This is a genomic window from Geoanaerobacter pelophilus (genome assembly GCF_018476885.1).
Taxonomy (GTDB): domain Bacteria; phylum Desulfobacterota; class Desulfuromonadia; order Geobacterales; family DSM-12255; genus Geoanaerobacter; species Geoanaerobacter pelophilus.
In genome coordinates, this window is sequence record NZ_JAHCVJ010000002.1 from 263,218 (window position 1) to 282,367 (window position 19,150).

Consider the following 19,150-nt stretch of genomic DNA (forward strand, 5'->3'; position numbering starts at 1 on the left):
TGTCACTCCACCTTCACGCCGTCAGTAACCTTATCCGCCCCGCTAACCACCACCCGCTCTCCTACTGTAACGCCAGACAAGATTTCCACCTTGTCACCCACTATTCTGCCCGGTTTGACAAGCCTCATCCTGGCAATATTGCCGCTGTCAACCACCCAGACCGACGTGAGAGTACCGCGCTCCAGCACCGCGCCCCTGGGGAGCAGGATGCCGCGGACAGTGCCCTGCAGCAGATAGACCCGGCCATAAGTACCGGAACGTACCCCCTTGCCGCTGACCGGAATCTTGACGGTAAAGGTCCTGCTGGCCGGATCGACAACCGGGACCACTTCCGAGACAACCCCGGACCGGGGCTGTTGCCCGTCAATGACCATCTCCACTGACTGTCCTGCAGTCACTCCCCCCTTGAGCGTTTCTGGCACCTGAACATGCAGCCGGTAACCCGATTCCTCCTCAACCGAAAGGACCGGCGTCCCCGGAAATACCGTGGCCCCACGGTCCGCCGCCTTTGCGGTCACTACCCCGCTGATCGGCGAGACCAGGCGGGTGTATCCGGAAATAACCGCGGCCGCCCTGGAGTTTTCCTTCGCTTGCACCAGCCTTGACTCGGCACGCAGCACCCCCTGTTCGGCAACCTCCTGCTCGGACTTCCGGGTCTCAAACTCCTGCTTCGTTACTGCCTGCTCGCTATAAAGTTTCTGAAAGCGTTGAAACGTGCCGTCAGCCAGCTTCTTTCTCGATTTTGCCTCTTCAAGCGCCCGCTTTGCTTCTTCGACTCCAGCCTCAGCTGCCGAAGCGCCGGCCAGCGTCTCATTGGCTTCCAGAACCGCCAGTGTCTGCCCCTTCCTGACCCGGTCCCCTTCCTTGACGTTCATGGCCGTAATAGTGCCGGCAACGCGCGCCGCGACAACTGCGCTGGTAACGGCCATAACCGTCCCCACCGCCTCCTGACGTTGCGGAACCTCACTTGCAGTAACCTGTTCAAGGCGCACCCCTTTGACCACCTGAGCCACACCTTTGCTGGTTGTCCCCTCATGCCGGTCTCCGCTGCACCCGGTTACAGCCATCATCAAGGCGACAATAAACGCCACCAGTCTCATCCTCATCGCACTACCTCCTTCAAAAAAAGCCCTGCTCTCTGGTAAACAGTGGCAGTTGCCAGAGCAAAACCTGCCTCATTTTCGGCAAGCTGGGCACGTACCCGGTTCAGCGCAGTCTGGGCATCCAGCAGTTCAACAGCTGTTGAGAGATCATTTTCAAACCGTTTGCTGACGAGCCGGACCATCTCTTCGGCATCTTTTATTGCGGTTCTGGAAACTGCCAAGCGCTTCTCCGACTCGGAACGACGCAACAACGCCTCCCTGATCTGGATTGAGGCCTCCTGCCTCAACGCCTGCTGATAAGACTCTGCGGCATTCCTCTTGGCCCGTGCCCGCTCAATCTCGCCCCGATTTTTGAGAGGTCCCGCAATATCCCATCTGAGCACAGCTCCGGCAACCCAACTGTCATTATCTCGTCCGCCCGGCAGGTCGCGATCATTCATCTGGTACGATCCGGATGCGTACAGTGTCGGCCAATTGCTCCCCTTAACAACAGCAACAGCAGCATCACCCCTGGCAACTTCCGCGGCCGACTCCTTGATGTCAGGCCTGCCGATAAGTGCCTCTTGCTCGAGATATTCCTGAGACACCGTCAACTCAAGAGCAGTGACATGCTCTGCAATGCCGGGAGCAGCCCCGGACGGCAACCCCACAACCTGGCCAAGCCGCAGCCGTGCCAGTTTCACTTCATTTTCAGCGGTTATTCTCTGCTGTTCCAGCTCGGCAAGAAAGGTAGCGATCCTCAGCTCGTCATATTTCAGTCCGACCCCGGACTCGCTCCGCACCCCGGCAATCCTCCGGTGCTCAGTGGCATCCCTGACGGCCTGCTCTGCTACTGACAGTTGCACCCTGCTCTTCTGTACATTAAGATAGGCAGCGTAAACCTGGAAGGCGATCTCCTGCTTTCTCTTTTCGAGGGCATGGTCACTGAGCGACAACTCTAAGCCGGCAACATCCATTCCACGAATGAGGTTCATGTCGAAAAGCGGCTGCTCGACCGTGAAAGCAGTCTGGAAGTCCCCTGTGGGGTCAGGATGGTTGAGGTCGCCGGCCATCGAGAACCGCCCTTGGTCAAGTTTCATCATGAATGCCCTGGTGCCGGAGTTGGTCAAGACGGCACGCTCTTCAAAAATAACGCGCGGCAGGTAACGGGAACGGCTCGACTTGACCCCGGCCGCATTAGCGGCACTCTCATAGCTTGACGCCTTTACCAGGAGATTTTTTTCCAGGGCAAGGCTCAACGCTTCTTTAAGCCCAAGTTGTTCCTCGGCATATGAAGCGTTGGCAAAGGCAAGAAGAACAATAATTATCAGAATTTTATGCATGCGCATGCGCACCCCTAGACAAAGCAATATATAGTGTTTTTTATATATATAATCTTTTTGATACTGTCAACTTAAAATCTACAGAATATTTCACACCATGCAAGGGGTAAATTACCAGAATTTAATTTTGAATTAACGCAAGAGATTGACAAAGAGAGGTCGGGAAACTAGACTTCCCGGAATTTACTAAAAGGATTAATCGTGATCGATAAGGAAAAATGGAAAAAGCGGTTCAGAGAGATTCTCTCGCTGGACAGCCATCCAGCTCATATTGCTGCAGGGTTTGCAGTAGGGACGTTCATCAGCTTTACCCCATTTTTCGGGGCCCATACCCCCCTGGCTATAGCCGCGGCTTTCGTTTTCCGCTTGAACAAGCTTACCTGTATAACCGGCGCCTGGGTCAACACTCCGCTCACCGTGGCGCCCGCCCTCATTCTGAGCCACAAACTCGGGCAGATGATGCGCGGACTGCCGCCGATCCAGATCTCGTTCAAGAGCCTTGACTGGGACGACCTCAAGGAGCAGGCCGCCTCATTGATTCTCGGCTCCTCGCTGCTCGGCTTTGCCGCCGCACTGGTTGGATACGCGGCCTGCTATTGGCTTGTGATCAAATTCAGGAAGAAAGACGAATCCCTGGCCGAGTTGACCAGGGAGATGGAAGAAGTTGGTGATGATATCGAAGACTGAAGGCTATTTGCCCAGGAAAGGGCTAAAAATCAGGTAAACCATAGCGGACACAATTGCCGAAGCCGGTATGGTTAATACCCAGGCGACCAGTATCCGCCCAGCCACACTCCAGTTAACAGCGGTGAGCCGTTTAGAAAGTCCAACACCTAGTATAGCTGAAGTAATTACATGGGTGGTGCTGACAGGCATACCGAAGGATGACGCCCCCAGAATAACTCCGGCTGAGGCGGTTTCGACACAGAAGCCGTGAACCGGTTGCAGCTTGACGAAATCCTTGCCAACAGTCTTGATGATCCTCCAGCCACCGCCAGCTGTTCCGAGCCCCATTGCAGCGGCACAGGCAATTTTCACCCACACGGGAACATCGAACACCGGCAGCAGTCCGTAGCTGACCATAGCCATGGTGATGACACCCATTGACTTCTGGGCATCAGCCGTGCCATGGGCAAATGCCATGACTGCGGCAGAAAGTATCTGCAGCTTTCTGAACCCTTTATTCAAAGGGGCAGGAGATGTCCTGCGAAACGTCCACAGCATTATAACCATGAAAACAAAACCTATGGCAGTTCCTATAACGGGAGATATTATAAGCGAAAGCACTATTTTTTTGAGGCCTGCCCAGTGCAGCACCGCAAACCCTTCATGAGCTGCAACTGCTCCGATAAGGCCTCCGATTATTGCATGTGATGAGGAAGAGGGGAGTCCATAGTACCAGGTAATAAGGTCCCATATAATAGCTCCGATTATCCCAGCAAAAACGACCATCTGAGTAACTTGTCCGGCATCAACTATTCCCTTGCCAATTGTAGAGGCAACTTTTGTCGAAACCATGGCGCCTGCGAAATTCAGCCCGGCTGCCATGAAGATGGCGGCCTTTACCGACAGCGCCCGAGTGGAAACACAGGTGGCTATGGCATTGGCGGTATCATGAAAGCCGTTGATATAATCGAACAAAAGTGCTGCCAGGATAACCAGGCAGAGCATGATGAATGCGGGATCAAGCATTCTTTACCACCACGCTTTCAAGAATATTTGCAGCGTCTTCGCATTTGTCGGTTGCCCGCTCAAGGGTTTCGTAGATTTCCTTCCACTTGATCAACTGGATAGCATCCTTCTCCTCGTCAAACAAACGGCTTATCGCCTCGCGGCATACCCGGTCCGCCTCATTTTCCAGGGCATTGACCTCAACGCAATAGGCTGATATCGGCTCCAGTTTGCCGCCCAATATCCCTACTGCCTTGTCGATAGTCTGGCACGACTTGAGTATTATGAAGGCAAGTTCTTTAGATTCAGGGGTGGGCTTTTCAACATTGTACATAACAAAACGCTGGGCTGAGGCGTCTATCAGATCCATGATGTCATCAAGAGCGGAAGAAAGGGCATAGATGTCCTCCCGATCAAACGGGGTGACAAAGCTCTTGTTCAGCTTCTTGATGATATCGTGAGTGAGCTGGTCGCATTTGTGCTCAACATCCTTGATACGCTTCTGGCTTGTGGCCGGATCTTCGAAGTTGTCCATCATGTCTTTCAGGAGATTAGCCCCCTCGATGATAGTGACGGTCATCTCCTTGAAAATGGCAAAAAACTTTTCCTCTTTGGGAATAAGTCCGAACATATTGGGCCTCCTGAACTCAACCAGCTAGTGATATTCACCTTATGAAACCGAACATATTTAACATAAACAGCCTGACATTGCCACAGCATTGTAACGCCAACGCAACAAATTATCCCCGGCTTCATCCCAATATCCCTTGCATTTCTCCCCCCCCTGTTCTACTCTGGCACGGCTTTATCCAATGAGGAGAGATCATTGATGGATCAATTTCAAGCAGCTCTGCTCGGAGCGCTTCAGGGACTCACCGAAGTCCTGCCGATCAGCAGTTCCGGCCACCTGATAATGGTTCCGCGCCTTCTCGGCTGGCAGGAGTCGGGATTGACGTTCGACGTGGCACTGCACCTCGGAACCATGCTTGCGCTCTGCGCCTATTTCTGGCGCGACATTATCGAACTGACCCTCAACTTCTTCACCGGTTTGGCAGCAAAAAGGGCCTTGTCGCCGCAACAACGCCTGCCCTTTTATATAATAGCCGGAACCATCCCGGCCGCTATCATCGGCAAAATGTTCGAACAAACCATAGAAGACATCTTCAGATCAAGCTCATTGCTGATTGCCTCGTTCCTGATCGGTTTCGGACTGATCCTGGCCTTTGCCGACACCATGGGCGCCAAGCGCTGGAAGATGGAACGATTGACCCTGGGAAGCGCTTTGATGGTGGGGATGGCGCAGTGCCTGGCCTTAATTCCGGGAGTGTCTCGCTCCGGAATAACCATCACCGCCGCCTTACTTCTCGGCTATAACCGTGAAACCTCGGCCCGTTTCTCCTTCCTGCTCTCGCTCCCGATTGTCGCCGGAGCCGGCATCCTGAAGCTCGGCCATCTGCTCAAGCACGGCATCCCAGCAGGCGAAACCCAATTGCTGCTGATCGGCATCGTCACCTCGGCGCTCTTTGGCTATGCAAGTGTTGCCTTCCTGCTAAAATATGTGCAACGGAACTCACTGTACCTGTTTGTCTGGTACCGTCTCCTAGCAGGTGCGGCTGTCTTGATCTGGCTCTTTGTGGCTAGATAGGAGGACTGAGGTGGCAGGAGGCATAAAGCTCTGGCCTGAAGGAGAACGCCCCAGAGAAAGGCTCCTTAAAAATGGGGCAGAAGGACTGTCCGACGCCGAACTGCTGGCGCTGATCATCAGAACCGGTGACTTCAGCGCCAAAGTCAGCGCGATCGACCTGGGCAGAGAATTGCTGCGGAAGTTCGGCGACCTGCGAGGCCTTGCTCAGGCGTCTGTCGCAGAAATCTGCCGGATCAAAGGAACAGGACCGGCCAAAGCAGCCTCAATCAAGGCAGCGCTCGAACTTGCCGGCCGCTGCAGCAGTGAATCGCTGTCAAGCGGCGACCGCTACACCGCTCCCAGCCAAATATTTCAGCATTTTCAGAATCGTTTTAAAAACCGGAAAAAGGAACATGTCGTTGCATTGCTGCTCGACGGTAAAAACAGGATTATCCGGGAAGTGCCGATTTCCGAAGGGTCCCTGAACCAGAGCATCATACATCCGCGCGAGGTGTTTAATCCGGCGGTACGCGACTCAGCGGCAGCAATCATCCTGGTTCACAACCACCCCACCGGCGACCCAACTCCCAGCCGCGAAGATTTGGAGCTTACCCGACGCCTGAAAGAAGCAGGAGAATTAATGGGGATCAGGGTTCTGGATCACGTCATCATCGGTGACAAGAATTATGTCAGCCTGGCTGACAAAGGTTATCTATAAAACGTCAGTGCAATCCCTCGCCGGTGGTGGTCATCACCAGCTTCCCGTGCTTAACCCCTTTAACGCCGATCAGTTCATCGGCAATCCGCTTCACATCACGGGTCGGCCCCCGGACCACCAGCACCTCCAGGCAGTTATGCGCATCCAGATGGATATGCAGTGCTGAAATGATCTGGTCGTGGTGGGCATGCTGATGCTCGGTCAGCTTGTCGGACAGGTCGCGCACGTGGTGATTGTAGACCAGCGTTACCGTCCCCACCACCTCGGCGTCCTCAGAAGCAACCCGGTTCTCGACCAGCGAAGCGCGAATCAGGTCACGAATCGCCTCGGAACGGTTCATGTATCGCTTCTCCTCAATCAACTCATCGAAACTCTCCAGCAGCTTTTCATCCAGTGAAATCCCGAATCTGACCGTATTCCCCATAATGGGATACCTCCCCGGAGCGTATTCAATTTGGAGAGATAGTAACCGATTTCCCTACACAAAACAAAAACGAAAGTGCGAAAATGCGTGACGTATACGATTTCGCTTTTCGTGCTATTTATGTAGCACGATTTATACTTATGTGCTACCGTCCTTCAAAATTCATTTTTTATGAGGGATTTTTCCATGCATATGGCAGATGCGTTGATATCACCGGCAGTTGGAGGGACTTTGTGGGCGGCAAGCGCCGGCGCCATTGCTTACTGTTCAGCAAAGGTCAAGAAAGAGATGGACCACAGCAAGATACCTCTGATGGGCGTTCTCGGAGCATTCATCTTTGCCGCCCAGATGATTAACTTTACCATACCGGCCACCGGCTCCAGCGGACATCTTGGTGGCGGCTTGATCCTAGCCATACTTCTGGGGCCACATGCGGCATTCCTCACCATCGCCTCGGTGCTGGTGGTGCAGGCGCTGTTTTTCGCCGATGGCGGCCTGCTGGCCCTCGGCTGCAACATCTTCAACCTCGGGTTCTTCCCCGCATTCATAGCCTATCCCTTATTCTACAGGCCCCTAGTCGGCGACAGACCGACTCAGGGAAAAATTGCTGCCGCCTCTCTGATTTCAGCAGTAGTTGGATTGCAACTGGGAGCCTTAGGTGTTGTCCTTGAGACAGTCTTTTCCGGGATATCATCCCTCCCCTTCTCCACCTTTATCATGCTGATGCAGCCGATCCATCTGGGAATCGGTGCAGTGGAAGGAGTTGTCTCTGCTGCCGTAGTTTCCTTCGTCTACAGGGCCAAGCCTGAAATCGTTTCAGGAATGCAGCCGCTAAATATTTCTTCTGGCATGCCGATGCGTATTATTGTGCTCGTCTTTTTTGCCGTAGCGCTTTTTACCGGGGGAATGATTTCCTGGTTTGCTTCTGAAAACCCTGATGGCCTTGAATGGTCCATAAAAAAAGTGACCGGAAAAGAGGAACTTGAGGCAGAAAAAAACGGCATACATGGATCGTTGTCTTCGCTGCAGGAGAAACTAGCCATTTTCCCCGGTTATGCCTTAAAGAAACCAGAGGCTGCTATAACAAAAGATGCCCGACAGACGGGTCAGACAGCAACACCAGCAAGCAAGGAAAAGCGTGAAGAAGAGGGGAAATTGGGAACCAGTGTCTCGGGTATTGTCGGCGGCCTGCTCACTCTTGGGCTCGTCTTCGTCATAGCCACGGTACTGAAAAAATTGGCTCGGTAGTTAAAGTCGCTCCCCAATAGAGGCAATAAACAAAAAAACCAGGCTTGACAAAATAATTATCCGTTACGTATATTGAAAACGGTTTTCAATTTCACAAGACCGTTGTCGATTTATGCCAGTAATCCAACAGGGGGCGGGTATGCACGTTTCAAGGCGCACATTATTAAGTCTGATTATTTCACTAACACTCATTGTCTCTGCGATGCCGGCCTTTGCCCTCCATCCCGAGGCAAAGATTCCGGATCAAGTCAATATCGACCACCAGGCATGCAAGGTGCTGCTTGACATTGCCAGCAAATACAAGATTGAAGGGGTCTTCTCCAAGGAGTTTCTCGAAGGAAAGCAACAACTGACCCGGATAGACATTGCGGCGTCACTCAGCCAGATTTCCGAAAAACTGGCGGAGAAGGTCATCAAAGAAGGGGCTGCAGCGGTCTCCAGTGAAGATCTGAACCGGCTCCAGGAGATTGAAGAAGATCTGCGCAGTGAGATGTTGTTGGTGCATACAAGGGCTTTCCAGACCCGGAACGAGGGGCTTGGGACATCGCTTTATCCACTGACGAAAAATATCTCCCTGAGCGGCTCCCTGGTCGGGGTGTTTCAAAATTCCATCGGCAACAAGCAACAAAAGGACGGTGGCGATGCAACCGGTCGCGGCGACCTGGTATTCAATTTCAAGATTACTGACAGTACTATAGCCGTTGTCGACATTCGGGCCGCAGGCGGCACCGGTATTGACCGAAGGGTCGCCAGCCTGGGAGGACTTAATGGCCTCGCCACGAATGACGGTGACAATGTCCGTTTCTACAAGGCTTTTGTGGAACAGTCGCTGTTTGACGACAGGCTGATAGCGACTCTGGGCAAAATTGACATTACCGATTACTTTGACAACAACGCGGTTGCCAACGACGAAACCAGCCAGTTCCTTGCCGGCCTGTTCACGAATGCACCTACGGTTTCTTTCCCATTGAATGGCCCCGGTGTGCGGGTGCATGCCAAACTCGGCGACAACCTGACCTTCGGTGTCGGTTACGCCAGCAGCACCGCTTCCGGCGACGGCATTACCTCGAACGGTTTCGGCATTGCCGAACTTGATGCAAAGGTGACATTTAGGGAACTTCAAGGTAACTACAGGATTTATAGCGCCGTTGACGCTTCAAAACCGGATAATAGCGTCAAGACACAAAACAAAAGTGCTTATAACGCCGGGATCAGCGTAGACCAGCAGCTTAGCGACAAACTCACCTTATTCGCTCGCTATGCCCAAAGGGAAAAGAATGTCTACCTGACCAGCAGAAGCTGGAGCGCGGGATTGCAGTATACTGGCCTGATCCCCGGCAGAAATGACGACACCTGTGCCGTGGCCTATGGCCAGATAGCCGGAGCTGAGCTGTCTGCCCAGGAGAAACTGGTTGAAACCTATTACAGCATCAAGCTGCACGACAAGATCAATGTCGCGCCGGTATTCCAGTACATAATGCAACCAACCGGCAACAGGGATGCAGCTGACGTCGCTATCCTTGGCATCAGGTCCCAAGTAATGTTCTGACTTGAACCGTGCAGTAATATCGTGTAAAAATCCCGATGCCAGACAACTTCGGTAAAAGAAGGGAGAGGCCCAAACCTCTCCCTGTTTCAGTTTAAGGGGCTTATGCTCTCCATTGACGGCGCCATCCTGGATTTCAAGCAACTCGACCTGCTGGCAAACGGCAGCAGCAGTCTGCACCGTCTTGACCCACGCGCCAAGGTTATCGCAACCCTGGTTTTCATTATTGCAGTTGTCTCCTTCGGCAAATACGAGCTGTCCCCACTCCTCCCGTTCTTCATCTACCCGGCTGCTCTGATCGGCACAGCCAACTTGCCGGCAGGCTTCATCATTCGCAAAACCGTACTGGTGCTCCCTTTTGCCTTTGTCGTAGGGATGTTCAACCCGCTCCTGGACCGGTCGCCGCTGCTGGCTGTCGGCTCGATCGTCATTTCCGGCGGCGTCGTGTCATGGATCGCCATCATAGTCAAAGCCATGCTTACGGTCACTGCGGCGCTCACCCTGGTGGCGGTGACCGGTTTCCCGGCAATTTGCCGGGCACTGGAGCAGATGGGCACGCCGCAGGCGTTTACGGTCCAGCTGATGTTTCTCTATCGCTACATCTTTGTGCTGACCGAAGAAGCAGGACGAGCATCCCGCGCCAGACAGCTCCGGGCCTGTGGCAAAAAAGGGTTGGGTATTGCCAGCTACGGCTCGTTAATCGGCCACTTGCTGCTCCGCACCTGGCAGCGGGCAGAGCGGATCCATATGGCGATGATTGCTCGGGCGTTCGACGGAGAATTTCGCACCCGGCAAATCTCCCGCTTCGGCATGGCTGAGTCCGTCTTCCTGATCGGCTGGGTTTCACTGTTTGTCATTTTCAGACTCAATAACCTCCCGCAGCTCCTGGGAGGACTAATGACCGGGATTTTGCCATGAGCCATCATATTGTAGAGGTGAAAAACCTCCGCCACATCTATCCTGACGGCACCGCCGCCCTGAAGGATATCTCTTTCCGCATTACCCACGGCGAGTCAGTCGGCATCATTGGCGCCAACGGCGCAGGGAAATCGACCCTGCTGCTTCATCTCAACGGCTATCTGGCGCCGACATCCGGCTCAATAAAAATCGGCGATTTCCCGCTCTCCAAAGGAACCCTCCCGGAAATTCGCCGGACTGTAGGGATGGTTTTCCAGGACCCTGACGACCAACTGTTCATGCCGACAGTTTTTGAAGACGTTGCCTTTGGCCCGCTCAACCTGGGGTTTACCAGTGCCGATGCCGAGCAATGCGTGATGGCAGCGCTGGAGCGGGTAGACGCGGCCCACCTGAAAGACAAGCCACCCTATCACCTCTCCGGCGGCGAGAAGAAGCGAGTCGCCATCGCCACCGTACTATCGATGTCGCCTGACATCCTGGTCATGGACGAGCCGACCAACGGGCTCGATCCCTTTGCGCGACGGCAGTTGATGGGACTCATGCGGGAATTCCAGCATACGAGGATCATCACCAGTCACGATCTCGACATGGTGATGGAGCTGTGCAGCAGGGTCATTGTTTTAAAGGATGGCGAGGTACGGGCCGACGGTCTTACCCGCGACATTTTCGGTGACGACGAGCTGCTGGCCGAGTGCCGGCTGGAAAAACCTCTCTCAATGCAGGGCTGCCCGGTCTGTTCAGGTCGGATTCCGGTCTTTACCCCTGATGATCATCACCATCATCATGATCACCCTCATGAGCATCATCACGACCATCACCATCACCATAAACATTAATCAGGCGGCCTTACCTCACCTTCAGATATGAGGCGATCCCCTCGCTGAACCGTACCGGCTCGAAGCCGAACGTCTCCCGCCAGGAGCCGTCGCAGATACTCTCCTCGGTGAGCATCTGGATCTGGTCCATGGTCACCGGGTAAAGCGGGAACTGCTGCAACAGCGCAGTGGCCAGTTTCATCAGCAGCAACGGGTTTTTCATCTTCACCGGACTGCTCCTCCCCAAAACCTTAGCAATGGTATCGATCATCTCCAGATAGGTCAGACGGTCCGCACCGCACAGCTCAAAACTCTTGCCAATGGTTTGCGGCATGCCGAGGGCCATGGCAAAGCAGCGGGCAACGTCTTGAACGGCTATCGGCTGCATTCGATATTGACCGTCACCGATGACCGGCACAAAGGGCAGTTTTCTGATCTGGTCGGCCAGCATGTTAACAAAGGCGTCGCCGGGTCCGAAGATCAGGGAAGGACGGAAGATCGTCCATTCCAGCCCGGAACCACGCACCAGCTCTTCGGCCTGCCACTTTGTCCGGTGATAAAAGGATACCGCTTGCGGCCTTGTGCCGAGTGCCGACATCTGCAAGTAGCGCCTGCTGCCGGCCATGCCTGCTGCGGCAACCAGGTTGCGGGTGGCCTCGACATGCAGCTTCTCGAAGGTCATGCCTTTTCCGGGAAATTCCCGGATGATGCCGATCAGGTTAATAACGGCATCACAACCACTAACACCGCCAGCAAAGCTTTCGAGATCAGCTGCATCCCCTTCAACCTGCTCGACCCCAGCTATTTTGCTGTCGCGGCGCCGGTGCACCAACAGCCTCACTTCATGACCGCTTGCGGCCAGAATTTCGCACAGATTGCCGCCGACAAATCCGGTCCCGCCTGCAAGGAATATTTTCATAGCCACTCCGCACCAGATGATTTCATTATCTGAGAAAATTTTACCGCAGAGATTGGCAATAGCCAGAACCCACCCGGCATGCTGTATACAATCATGCTTGTGCTGACGGCTCAATTGTGCTAAAAGTCTGTTAATTTTGACGCGGAGGAGCCCACCAATGAGCGACCAGGTTTGTTATACCTTTGAAGCTGCAATAGAGATGGCCATTCAGATGGAAGAAGAGGGGTTCAGGAACTACCTGAATTCCATCCGTATCCTGAAAAACAAGGGCGCAAAGGAGATTCTCAGGGACTCGGCCCTGGACGAACTGAACCACAAGCAGGAACTGGAAAAGGCGCTGCTCCTCGGCCAGATGGGGAACGGCGATGAGATGATCCGCCCGGTACCAACCATGAACCTCGGCTATATATTGCCGAAAAAGGAGTTGAACCCGGATTCCGACGGCCGCGAGGCATTGGCGTATGCCATTCACCTCGAAAAAGGGGCCATTGATTTCTACAAAAAAATGTCCGAAGGGTGTGCCGGCGCACCGAATGCTGCCCTATTCCAGCGATTGCTTGCCGACGAAAGCAGACATCTGCAGAGCCTGGAAGACCTGTACGAGCAGCACTTTATGACCGAAAACTAAAAAACGTCAAGCATCAGGGTATTGTCTTTTTTTTGTATTTCGATAAATACCGCCAGACGTCCTGACAGCAGCAATAAAAGAAGAAGAGAGGCTACAGCCCAGCGCTGTAGCCTCTCTTTTTGCATAAAAAATGTATTCCGAGCGTTCTCCATTGTTACTGTATGATTTTGTATGGAACTGCAACCCTAGATATTGTCAACATTTTTGCTAAACTTTTGACTGGTATCGCAACTATTTCAAAGACAGCTACAGCGAACCTGTTGGCGTGGCTGGAAATATGACACCGACATAAAAGAGTGAGGCTAAGTTGACAAGGTTTGTATCAGCAATCATCATCTCTGTTCTGTGGATCACGTTCTCAGTGGTCGCCATGGCAGCAAGCCAGACCAGGGATGATGCAAAGACTTTGGTAAAAAAAGCTGTTGCCTATTTAAAGGCCAATGGTAAAGACAGAGCCCTGGCTGAGTTCAGCAACCCCAAAGGACAGTTTGTTAATGGTGAGTTATATCTGACAGTGTGGGACTTCAATGGTACCCAGATCGCCCACGGAGCGAATTCTAAGCTGATCGGCAAACAACTTATTGAGCTTAAAGACATGGATGGCAAGGCATTTGTCAAGGAATTCATGGCTGTCGGCAGGAAAGGACAGGGATGGGTTTCGTATAAATGGACAAATCCGGCCACCAACAGGATTGAAACAAAGCAGACCTATCTGGAAGCAGCCAATGAAATCATCATCGGTGCGGGAGTATACAAATAACCAGCGTTGCAACTATTCCCACGTTTTTTTAAAGGCCCGACAGTGTAGAGGAGCAGAGATGATCCGCAGTTGTGTTTCCTGGTTGACGTTGCTGGTGTTGGCAATGATGGTTCTCTGCCCTCCCGATGTGCAGGCTGAAATAAAGATCGGTGTGCTTATCTTCAGCGACGAGGCCCGTTATCAGGAATCGTTTAAGGGCATCAAGGAACAACTGGCCAGATCCGGCTACAAAGAACCAAGAGTTAAATTCCTGATGGGGAATGCGGCCGGGAGCAAGGCAAAGGCGGCCAATCTGGTGAGAAGCTTTGCTGCTGACAATCTTTCGCTGCTGATCACTATCGGGACCAACGCAACAGTTGTCGCTGCCAGGGAGATCAAAGACATCCCGATAGTATTCAGCCAGTTCTATGACCCCATCGGGGCAGGGGTGGCCAAGAGCTGGAACAATTCCGGCACTAATGTGACCGGGGTAAGTACAATGTTCGATTTGTCGGAACTGGTCATCCGACTGCAAGAGGTCTACCCGGCGAAAAGACTCGCAGTGCTGTACACACCAGGAGAAAGTAATACCGAGTCCCAACTGCGAGATCTGCAGAAGTTGCAGAAAAAGCACGGGATAGAGGTGCTGCCGGTAATCTTGGCTAAAAAAGAAGATATTGTGCAGATCCTGCCCGATGTAATGAGCACTGTTGACGCAGTGTACCTATCAGGCAGCAGCGTTATCGGGGCAAATCTTTCGCAGATTGTCGGACTTGCCAACAACTCGAAGGTCATAACAATCACCATGCTTGAGGATTTGGCAGAGAAAGGGGTAATGCTCGCCGTGTGCGGAGATCCCTATGCTTTCGGGGTCATTGCCGGCAAAAAAGCTGCAGCTGTACTCAAAGGGGCAAAGCCGTCGTCAATTCCGATAGAACACTCCATCAAACCAGGCTTGATCATAAACAAAAAAACGGCAAAGGCCGCGCAGGTCGAGATTCCCAAAGCATTACTGCAAAAGGCTATCAGAGTTTTAGAATAGGCTTGCAGGAAATCATTGTAAAGGAAGCACCACCTCCCCCATATGAAGTTGCAATTCTCCATAAAAAGCATCAAATTCAGATTTTTTTCAACCATAGCCTTGGTGCTGCTGGCAGGAACTCTTGCACTGAGCGCAATTATTGCGGTGAACGAGGGGGTTAACCAGCAGAGCGTATTGACCCAAAAAGGGAAAGGTATTGCTCAGTATGTATCCAAGCTGTGCCTGGATGCATTGATTATGGGCAACACCGTGCAGATTGACTCCATAGTCAATGAGGCACGATACGATGAGGAGATCCTCTACATCATCATCCGCGATAACAGCGGTAAAATTCTTACATCACAATTTGCCAGCATCAATTACTCATCGCCCCATCTCGAACACATTAAATTCATGTTGCATGACATTCATAACGTGCCCCAGATACTGGAATTCATCGAAAAGAATGAATCCTCGGTTGTACTTACCTCTCCCATAACCACCGGTACTGAGACTTTGGGGCAAGTTGTCGTCTGCCTGACAAAACATAATATTATCAGCAACATTAAGAATACTATTTCCGTCATCATCGTCCTTAATATTGCTATTACCATCGTACTGGCCATACTCCTGTTTATTGTCTCGGGACGGCTTATATTTGAACCTGTCTCAGAGTTGGCAAATGCCTCCAGAAAACTTGCCAAAGGAGATCTTACTACCAGAATCGACATGCACGCTGTCGGTGAGATGCAGCTGCTGATCGACAGCTTCAACCAGATGGCTAAAGATCTGCAGCAGACGACAGTTTCGAAAGAATACGTCAACAACATCATTAAAAGCATGACCGAGGCCCTGCTTATTATTTCTCCGGACCATTCGATACTTGATGCGAATTATGCCGCCTACAAGCTTTTGGGATACGAACCAGGGGAATTGACTGGGGCCGATGCCGGCAAGATATTCTATGACGTCCTGCCGGCCCAGGTTCCCACGACAGCCGACCAGGGGCAAAAAATCAGTACCGAGACTTGCTGCCAACGGAAAGATGGGCAAATTGTACCGATATATTTTACGGCATCCGTTATGCCTGATAATGAAGGGATGATTCAGGGCATCGTCTGCACGGCCCTCGACATATCACCAATCAAGCAGGTTGCCGAGCAGCTTACTGCAATGAACAAGACCCTGCAACTTGAAGTTGAGCAGAGGAAACAGGCTCAAGAGGAGGCTTTTGGGCTCAACAAAGATCTGGAGTGCCAAAAAACCGCTCTCGAACTGGCCAATCTTGAGCTGGAGTCCTTCAGCTATTCCGTTTCCCACGACCTTCGGGCACCGTTGCGCCACATCAACGGTTTTACAAACATTCTCCGTGAAGATTACCGCGATCGACTTGATGACAATGGCCGGGATTTTCTCGACAGAATCTGTGCCGCAAGCAGCCGCATGGGAGTGATGATCGATGATCTGTTAAGGTTTTCCAGAGTTTCACGGGCAGAGATGAACGTTGTCGATGTGGACCTGAGTGCTTGTGCCCATAAACTTGCCACAATGTTTCAGGAATCCGATCCGGACCGCACCACACGCTTCGACATCGCAGAAGGGCTTACTACCAAGGGTGATGCATCTTTGCTGGAGATGGTTTTACAGAACCTGATCGGCAATGCCTGGAAATATTCCTCGCTGACCCCCGAAGCGGTCATTGCCGTCGGCAAGATCCCGTCAAAAAGCAATGATATTTTATATGTAAAGGACAATGGTGTCGGTTTCGACATGGTATACAAGGACAAGCTGTTCACAGCATTCCAGCGTTTGCATGGGAAGGAGTACGAAGGCACCGGCATCGGCCTGGCAACCGTCCATCGAATTATCGAGAGGCACGGCGGCAAAATATGGGCGGAAAGCGAAGTCGGCAAAGGAGCCACCTTCTACTTCAGCTTGGACAGCGCTGCATAAACCTGCCGACAAAAAGCCTATTGCATGAATGCCCCGTACAACCAGGGCTTTTTATCCCCTTCATGAATGCACCCACCAGAAGCATGCAAAATAAGGCTTTTCTTATTTTACTTTCATCGAAATCCACTTCCCAGAACTGTATTAACATGCTATCTACCAACACCATGGAGACACGTAACAGATCGATTATTTTCAATGGTATCGTTGTTGACCTTGAGCAGATGGAGGTCAAGATCAGCGATAAGGGATGGCACACCTTCCAGATTGTCCGTCACCCCGGCGGGTCGGCAGTTCTCCCGCTTCATGAAGACGGGACGGTTACCCTTATCCGGCAGCCGCGACCGGCGATAAACGAATTTACCCTGGAAATCCCGGCCGGCCGACTCAGCACCGGAGAAGACCCGGTTGACTGCGCCCGGCGGGAACTGCTGGAGGAGACCGGGCTGAGAGCCACCACCCTCGAACCGCTCGGCTTTATCTACTCATCTCCGGGAGTATTTGACGAAAAGATCTATCTGTTTCTTGCCAACGATCTTACTCAGGGAGAGTCCGCACAGGAGCAGTTCGAGGATATCCATCCGGTGCGGGTACCGCTTTCTGACGCCCTGGCAATGGCCTGCGACGGCAGAATTATCGATGGCAAGACCATTGTGGCGCTGCTGCGCGCCAGCAGGAGAGAGGCATGATCCTCCTGGCAACCGCGGGCAAAGAGCAGCAGGGCGTCCGTCTTGACGACGGCCTGAAAGCGCTCTTTCCCCAGCTGTCCAAGACTGAAATCCGCCGCCTGCTCGACTGGGGAAGCTGCACGGTCAATATGGCCCTGGTTCGCGTCGCTTCGCGGCAACTGCACCAGGGCGATGCCATAGCCCTGGGCTTGATTGAGAAGGAGCGGTGCATCGACCTCGTCTATACCGCTGCCGACATGCTGTACGAAGATCAAGACTGCCTGGCCATCAACAAGGGAATCGGCATCAATAGCCAGCGCACCCCGTACCAGTTGAAAGGGACCGCTGAATACGCAGTCGGCTGTTATCTGAGAACCATCGGCCTGAACGAGGAGGCGCGGATTGTCCATCGCCTTGACCGTGGCACCTCCGGGGTGCTGGTCTTCCCGAAAAACAAAAAGACGGCCTCGTATATTGCCGGCGAATTCAAGGCCGGCAGGGTAGAAAAGGTATATTGGGCGGTTGTTTCGGGGTCCCCGGCAGAAGATTCATGGCAGGTCAATGCGCCGATCGGCAAGCTCAACAAGTTTCGCTACGCAGTGATGCAGCCTGGGAAAGACTCAGTGACCGACTTCCGGGTGATTGCCAGAGGCGACAATGCCGCTCTGATCGAAGCCAAACCGCTGACCGGCCGCACCCACCAGATCCGGGTTCACCTTGCGCACTCCGGACTGCCGATTATCGGCGACGTCAATTACGGCGCTCCGCCAGCAGAGCGGATCATGCTCCACTGCCGGCGAATGGCTTTCAAAGGGCCTTCAGGCCAGCCGGTTCAGGCAACAGCCCCAATCGACAACATTTTCCTCGAGATTTGCAGCTCACACGGCATCGCAATTGACAAGGCAGAGTGCGGTTTACTCAATGGATGAGGCAAAACTCTACAAGAAGATCAAGAACGCCGTCGGACGGGGAGTGGCCGATCATGGCCTGATTGCCGAGGGAGACCGGATTGCCGTTGCCGTATCCGGCGGCAAGGATTCCTACACCATGCTGCATCTGTTGGAAGCGTTGCGACAGCGGGCGCCAATCCGGTTCGAAATCATGGCGCTCACCATCGATTCGGGCTATCCCGGCTTCAGGACCGACATCATTGCCGGACATCTCAAAGAACACGGTTTCGCGCATCATGTTGAAAAGACCGATCATTACGGGATAATCCAGGCAAAACGGCGGGAAGGCTCCTCCTACTGCTCAATCTGCGCCCGGCTCAAGCGCGGCGCACTCTATGAGCTTGCGCAAAAGTTCGGTTGCAACAAGCTGGCGCTTGGCCATCATCTCGACGACTTTGCCGAAACGCTGCTGCTCAACCAGTTTTTTGTCGGGTCTCTGAAGTCAATGGCCGCTTCCATGCTTGCTGACAACGGCATAACCACGGTGATCCGGCCATTAGTCTATGTGACTGAGGCCCAGATCATAGAGTTCGCCAGACTGAAGGGTTTCCCGGTGGTATGCTGCCGCTGCCCGGCCTGCGGCGAGGCCGACATGCAGCGCAAAAGGATGAAACGGCTGATCAGCGAACTGGAGCGGGATATCCCCCATATCAGGCAGAGCATCTTGCGGGCGCTTTCCAACGTGCAACCCCGCCACCTGCTGGACAGACAGCTTTTCTTGAAAACCGTTTCACCGGACGATGCCGCACCGGATGAGTCCGCCTGACCGGCTTGACCTCATGCCGCCGCCAATCCAGCCACTCATCTTTAAACGTCAATCCGAAGCAATACACCACCAGCAGGGCAGAGAAAAGCACCAAGGGTTCCATCTGTCTCCTCCTCTATC

General features: G+C 53.0%; 20 protein-coding genes. 14 read left to right on the forward strand and 6 right to left on the reverse strand.

What is annotated here, in order from left to right; translation table 11 throughout:
* Positions 1-2: 2 nt before the first annotated feature.
* Positions 3-1,106, reverse strand: coding sequence for an efflux RND transporter periplasmic adaptor subunit (locus tag KI809_RS06680; protein ID WP_214170760.1), 1,104 nt, complete (start codon positions 1,104-1,106; stop codon positions 3-5).
* A complete protein-coding gene (locus KI809_RS06685; RefSeq protein ID WP_214170761.1) occupies positions 1,103-2,431 on the reverse strand; it encodes a TolC family protein in 1,329 nt (442 codons plus the stop codon). Before KI809_RS06685 ends, KI809_RS06680 begins: the two co-directional genes overlap by 4 nt.
* Positions 2,432-2,626: 195 nt before the next feature.
* On the opposite strand from KI809_RS06685, the gene KI809_RS06690 reads away from it, so the two are divergent.
* Positions 2,627-3,112 carry a DUF2062 domain-containing protein gene (locus KI809_RS06690; RefSeq protein WP_214170762.1) on the forward strand — a complete coding sequence of 162 codons (486 nt, stop codon included), beginning with the start codon at positions 2,627-2,629 and terminating at the stop codon, positions 3,110-3,112.
* Positions 3,113-3,115: 3 nt separating this feature from the next.
* Here the strand turns inward: KI809_RS06690 and KI809_RS06695 are convergent, their stop codons facing one another.
* Both KI809_RS06695 and KI809_RS06700 read right to left on the reverse strand, forming a co-directional pair.
* Entirely contained in the window at positions 3,116-4,117 is a 1,002-nt protein-coding gene (locus tag KI809_RS06695) for an inorganic phosphate transporter (RefSeq protein ID WP_214170763.1), read from the reverse strand.
* Positions 4,110-4,727 carry a DUF47 domain-containing protein gene (locus KI809_RS06700; RefSeq protein ID WP_214170764.1) on the reverse strand — a complete coding sequence of 206 codons (618 nt, stop codon included), beginning with the start codon at positions 4,725-4,727 and terminating at the stop codon, positions 4,110-4,112. Before KI809_RS06700 ends, KI809_RS06695 begins: the two co-directional genes overlap by 8 nt.
* 198 nt (positions 4,728-4,925) lie before the next feature.
* On the opposite strand from KI809_RS06700, the gene uppP reads away from it, so the two are divergent.
* Both uppP and radC read left to right on the forward strand, forming a co-directional pair.
* Positions 4,926-5,741, forward strand: coding sequence for an undecaprenyl-diphosphatase UppP (gene uppP / locus KI809_RS06705; RefSeq protein ID WP_214170765.1), 816 nt, complete (start codon positions 4,926-4,928; stop codon positions 5,739-5,741).
* A gap of 10 nt (positions 5,742-5,751) precedes the next feature.
* The gene (gene radC / locus KI809_RS06710) at positions 5,752-6,438 is read left to right on the forward strand and encodes a RadC family protein (RefSeq protein WP_214170766.1); all 687 of its coding nucleotides are present in this window, start codon (positions 5,752-5,754) and stop codon (positions 6,436-6,438) included.
* Between the two features lie 4 nt (positions 6,439-6,442).
* Here the strand turns inward: radC and nikR are convergent, their stop codons facing one another.
* Positions 6,443-6,862 (reverse strand): nickel-responsive transcriptional regulator NikR, encoded by a 420-nt coding sequence (nikR, locus tag KI809_RS06715; RefSeq protein ID WP_214170767.1) that lies wholly within the window; start codon positions 6,860-6,862, stop codon positions 6,443-6,445.
* A gap of 186 nt (positions 6,863-7,048) precedes the next feature.
* Here nikR and KI809_RS06720 point away from each other — a divergent pair, with 186 nt between their 5' ends.
* The 4 genes from KI809_RS06720 to KI809_RS06735 all read left to right on the forward strand — a co-directional run bounded on the left by KI809_RS06720 (position 7,049) and on the right by KI809_RS06735 (position 11,410).
* Complete coding sequence (locus KI809_RS06720; protein ID WP_214170768.1) at positions 7,049-8,110, forward strand: energy-coupling factor ABC transporter permease; 1,062 nt, start codon at positions 7,049-7,051, stop codon at positions 8,108-8,110.
* Between the two features lie 139 nt (positions 8,111-8,249).
* Positions 8,250-9,659, forward strand: coding sequence for a carbohydrate porin (locus KI809_RS06725; protein WP_214170769.1), 1,410 nt, complete (start codon positions 8,250-8,252; stop codon positions 9,657-9,659).
* Positions 9,660-9,761: 102 nt separating this feature from the next.
* Complete coding sequence (cbiQ, locus tag KI809_RS06730; protein ID WP_214170770.1) at positions 9,762-10,574, forward strand: cobalt ECF transporter T component CbiQ; 813 nt, start codon at positions 9,762-9,764, stop codon at positions 10,572-10,574.
* Positions 10,571-11,410, forward strand: a complete 840-nt coding sequence (locus KI809_RS06735) for an energy-coupling factor ABC transporter ATP-binding protein (RefSeq protein ID WP_214170771.1) — start codon at positions 10,571-10,573, stop codon at positions 11,408-11,410. The genes cbiQ and KI809_RS06735 overlap by 4 nt, the downstream gene beginning before the upstream one ends.
* A gap of 10 nt (positions 11,411-11,420) precedes the next feature.
* On the opposite strand, the gene KI809_RS06740 is transcribed toward KI809_RS06735, so the two are convergent.
* Positions 11,421-12,308, reverse strand: a complete 888-nt coding sequence (locus tag KI809_RS06740) for a complex I NDUFA9 subunit family protein (protein WP_214170772.1) — start codon at positions 12,306-12,308, stop codon at positions 11,421-11,423.
* A 157-nt stretch (positions 12,309-12,465) separates the two neighbouring features.
* On the opposite strand from KI809_RS06740, the gene KI809_RS06745 reads away from it, so the two are divergent.
* The 7 genes from KI809_RS06745 to ttcA all read left to right on the forward strand — a co-directional run bounded on the left by KI809_RS06745 (position 12,466) and on the right by ttcA (position 19,030).
* The gene (locus KI809_RS06745; protein WP_214170773.1) at positions 12,466-12,936 is read left to right on the forward strand and encodes a ferritin family protein; all 471 of its coding nucleotides are present in this window, start codon (positions 12,466-12,468) and stop codon (positions 12,934-12,936) included.
* A 307-nt stretch (positions 12,937-13,243) separates the two neighbouring features.
* The gene (locus tag KI809_RS06750; RefSeq protein WP_214170774.1) at positions 13,244-13,696 is read left to right on the forward strand and encodes a cache domain-containing protein; all 453 of its coding nucleotides are present in this window, start codon (positions 13,244-13,246) and stop codon (positions 13,694-13,696) included.
* Between the two features lie 58 nt (positions 13,697-13,754).
* Complete coding sequence (locus tag KI809_RS06755) at positions 13,755-14,717, forward strand: ABC transporter substrate-binding protein (protein ID WP_214170775.1); 963 nt, start codon at positions 13,755-13,757, stop codon at positions 14,715-14,717.
* A 42-nt stretch (positions 14,718-14,759) separates the two neighbouring features.
* Positions 14,760-16,649 carry an ATP-binding protein gene (locus KI809_RS06760; RefSeq protein ID WP_214170776.1) on the forward strand — a complete coding sequence of 630 codons (1,890 nt, stop codon included), beginning with the start codon at positions 14,760-14,762 and terminating at the stop codon, positions 16,647-16,649.
* A 164-nt stretch (positions 16,650-16,813) separates the two neighbouring features.
* Positions 16,814-17,335 carry an NUDIX hydrolase gene (locus KI809_RS06765; RefSeq protein ID WP_214171055.1) on the forward strand — a complete coding sequence of 174 codons (522 nt, stop codon included), beginning with the start codon at positions 16,814-16,816 and terminating at the stop codon, positions 17,333-17,335.
* Positions 17,332-18,243, forward strand: a complete 912-nt coding sequence (locus tag KI809_RS06770) for an RluA family pseudouridine synthase (RefSeq protein WP_214170777.1) — start codon at positions 17,332-17,334, stop codon at positions 18,241-18,243. The genes KI809_RS06765 and KI809_RS06770 overlap by 4 nt, the downstream gene beginning before the upstream one ends.
* Positions 18,236-19,030, forward strand: a complete 795-nt coding sequence (gene ttcA / locus KI809_RS06775; protein ID WP_214170778.1) for a tRNA 2-thiocytidine(32) synthetase TtcA — start codon at positions 18,236-18,238, stop codon at positions 19,028-19,030. The genes KI809_RS06770 and ttcA overlap by 8 nt, the downstream gene beginning before the upstream one ends.
* Positions 19,031-19,150 lie beyond the last annotated feature (120 nt).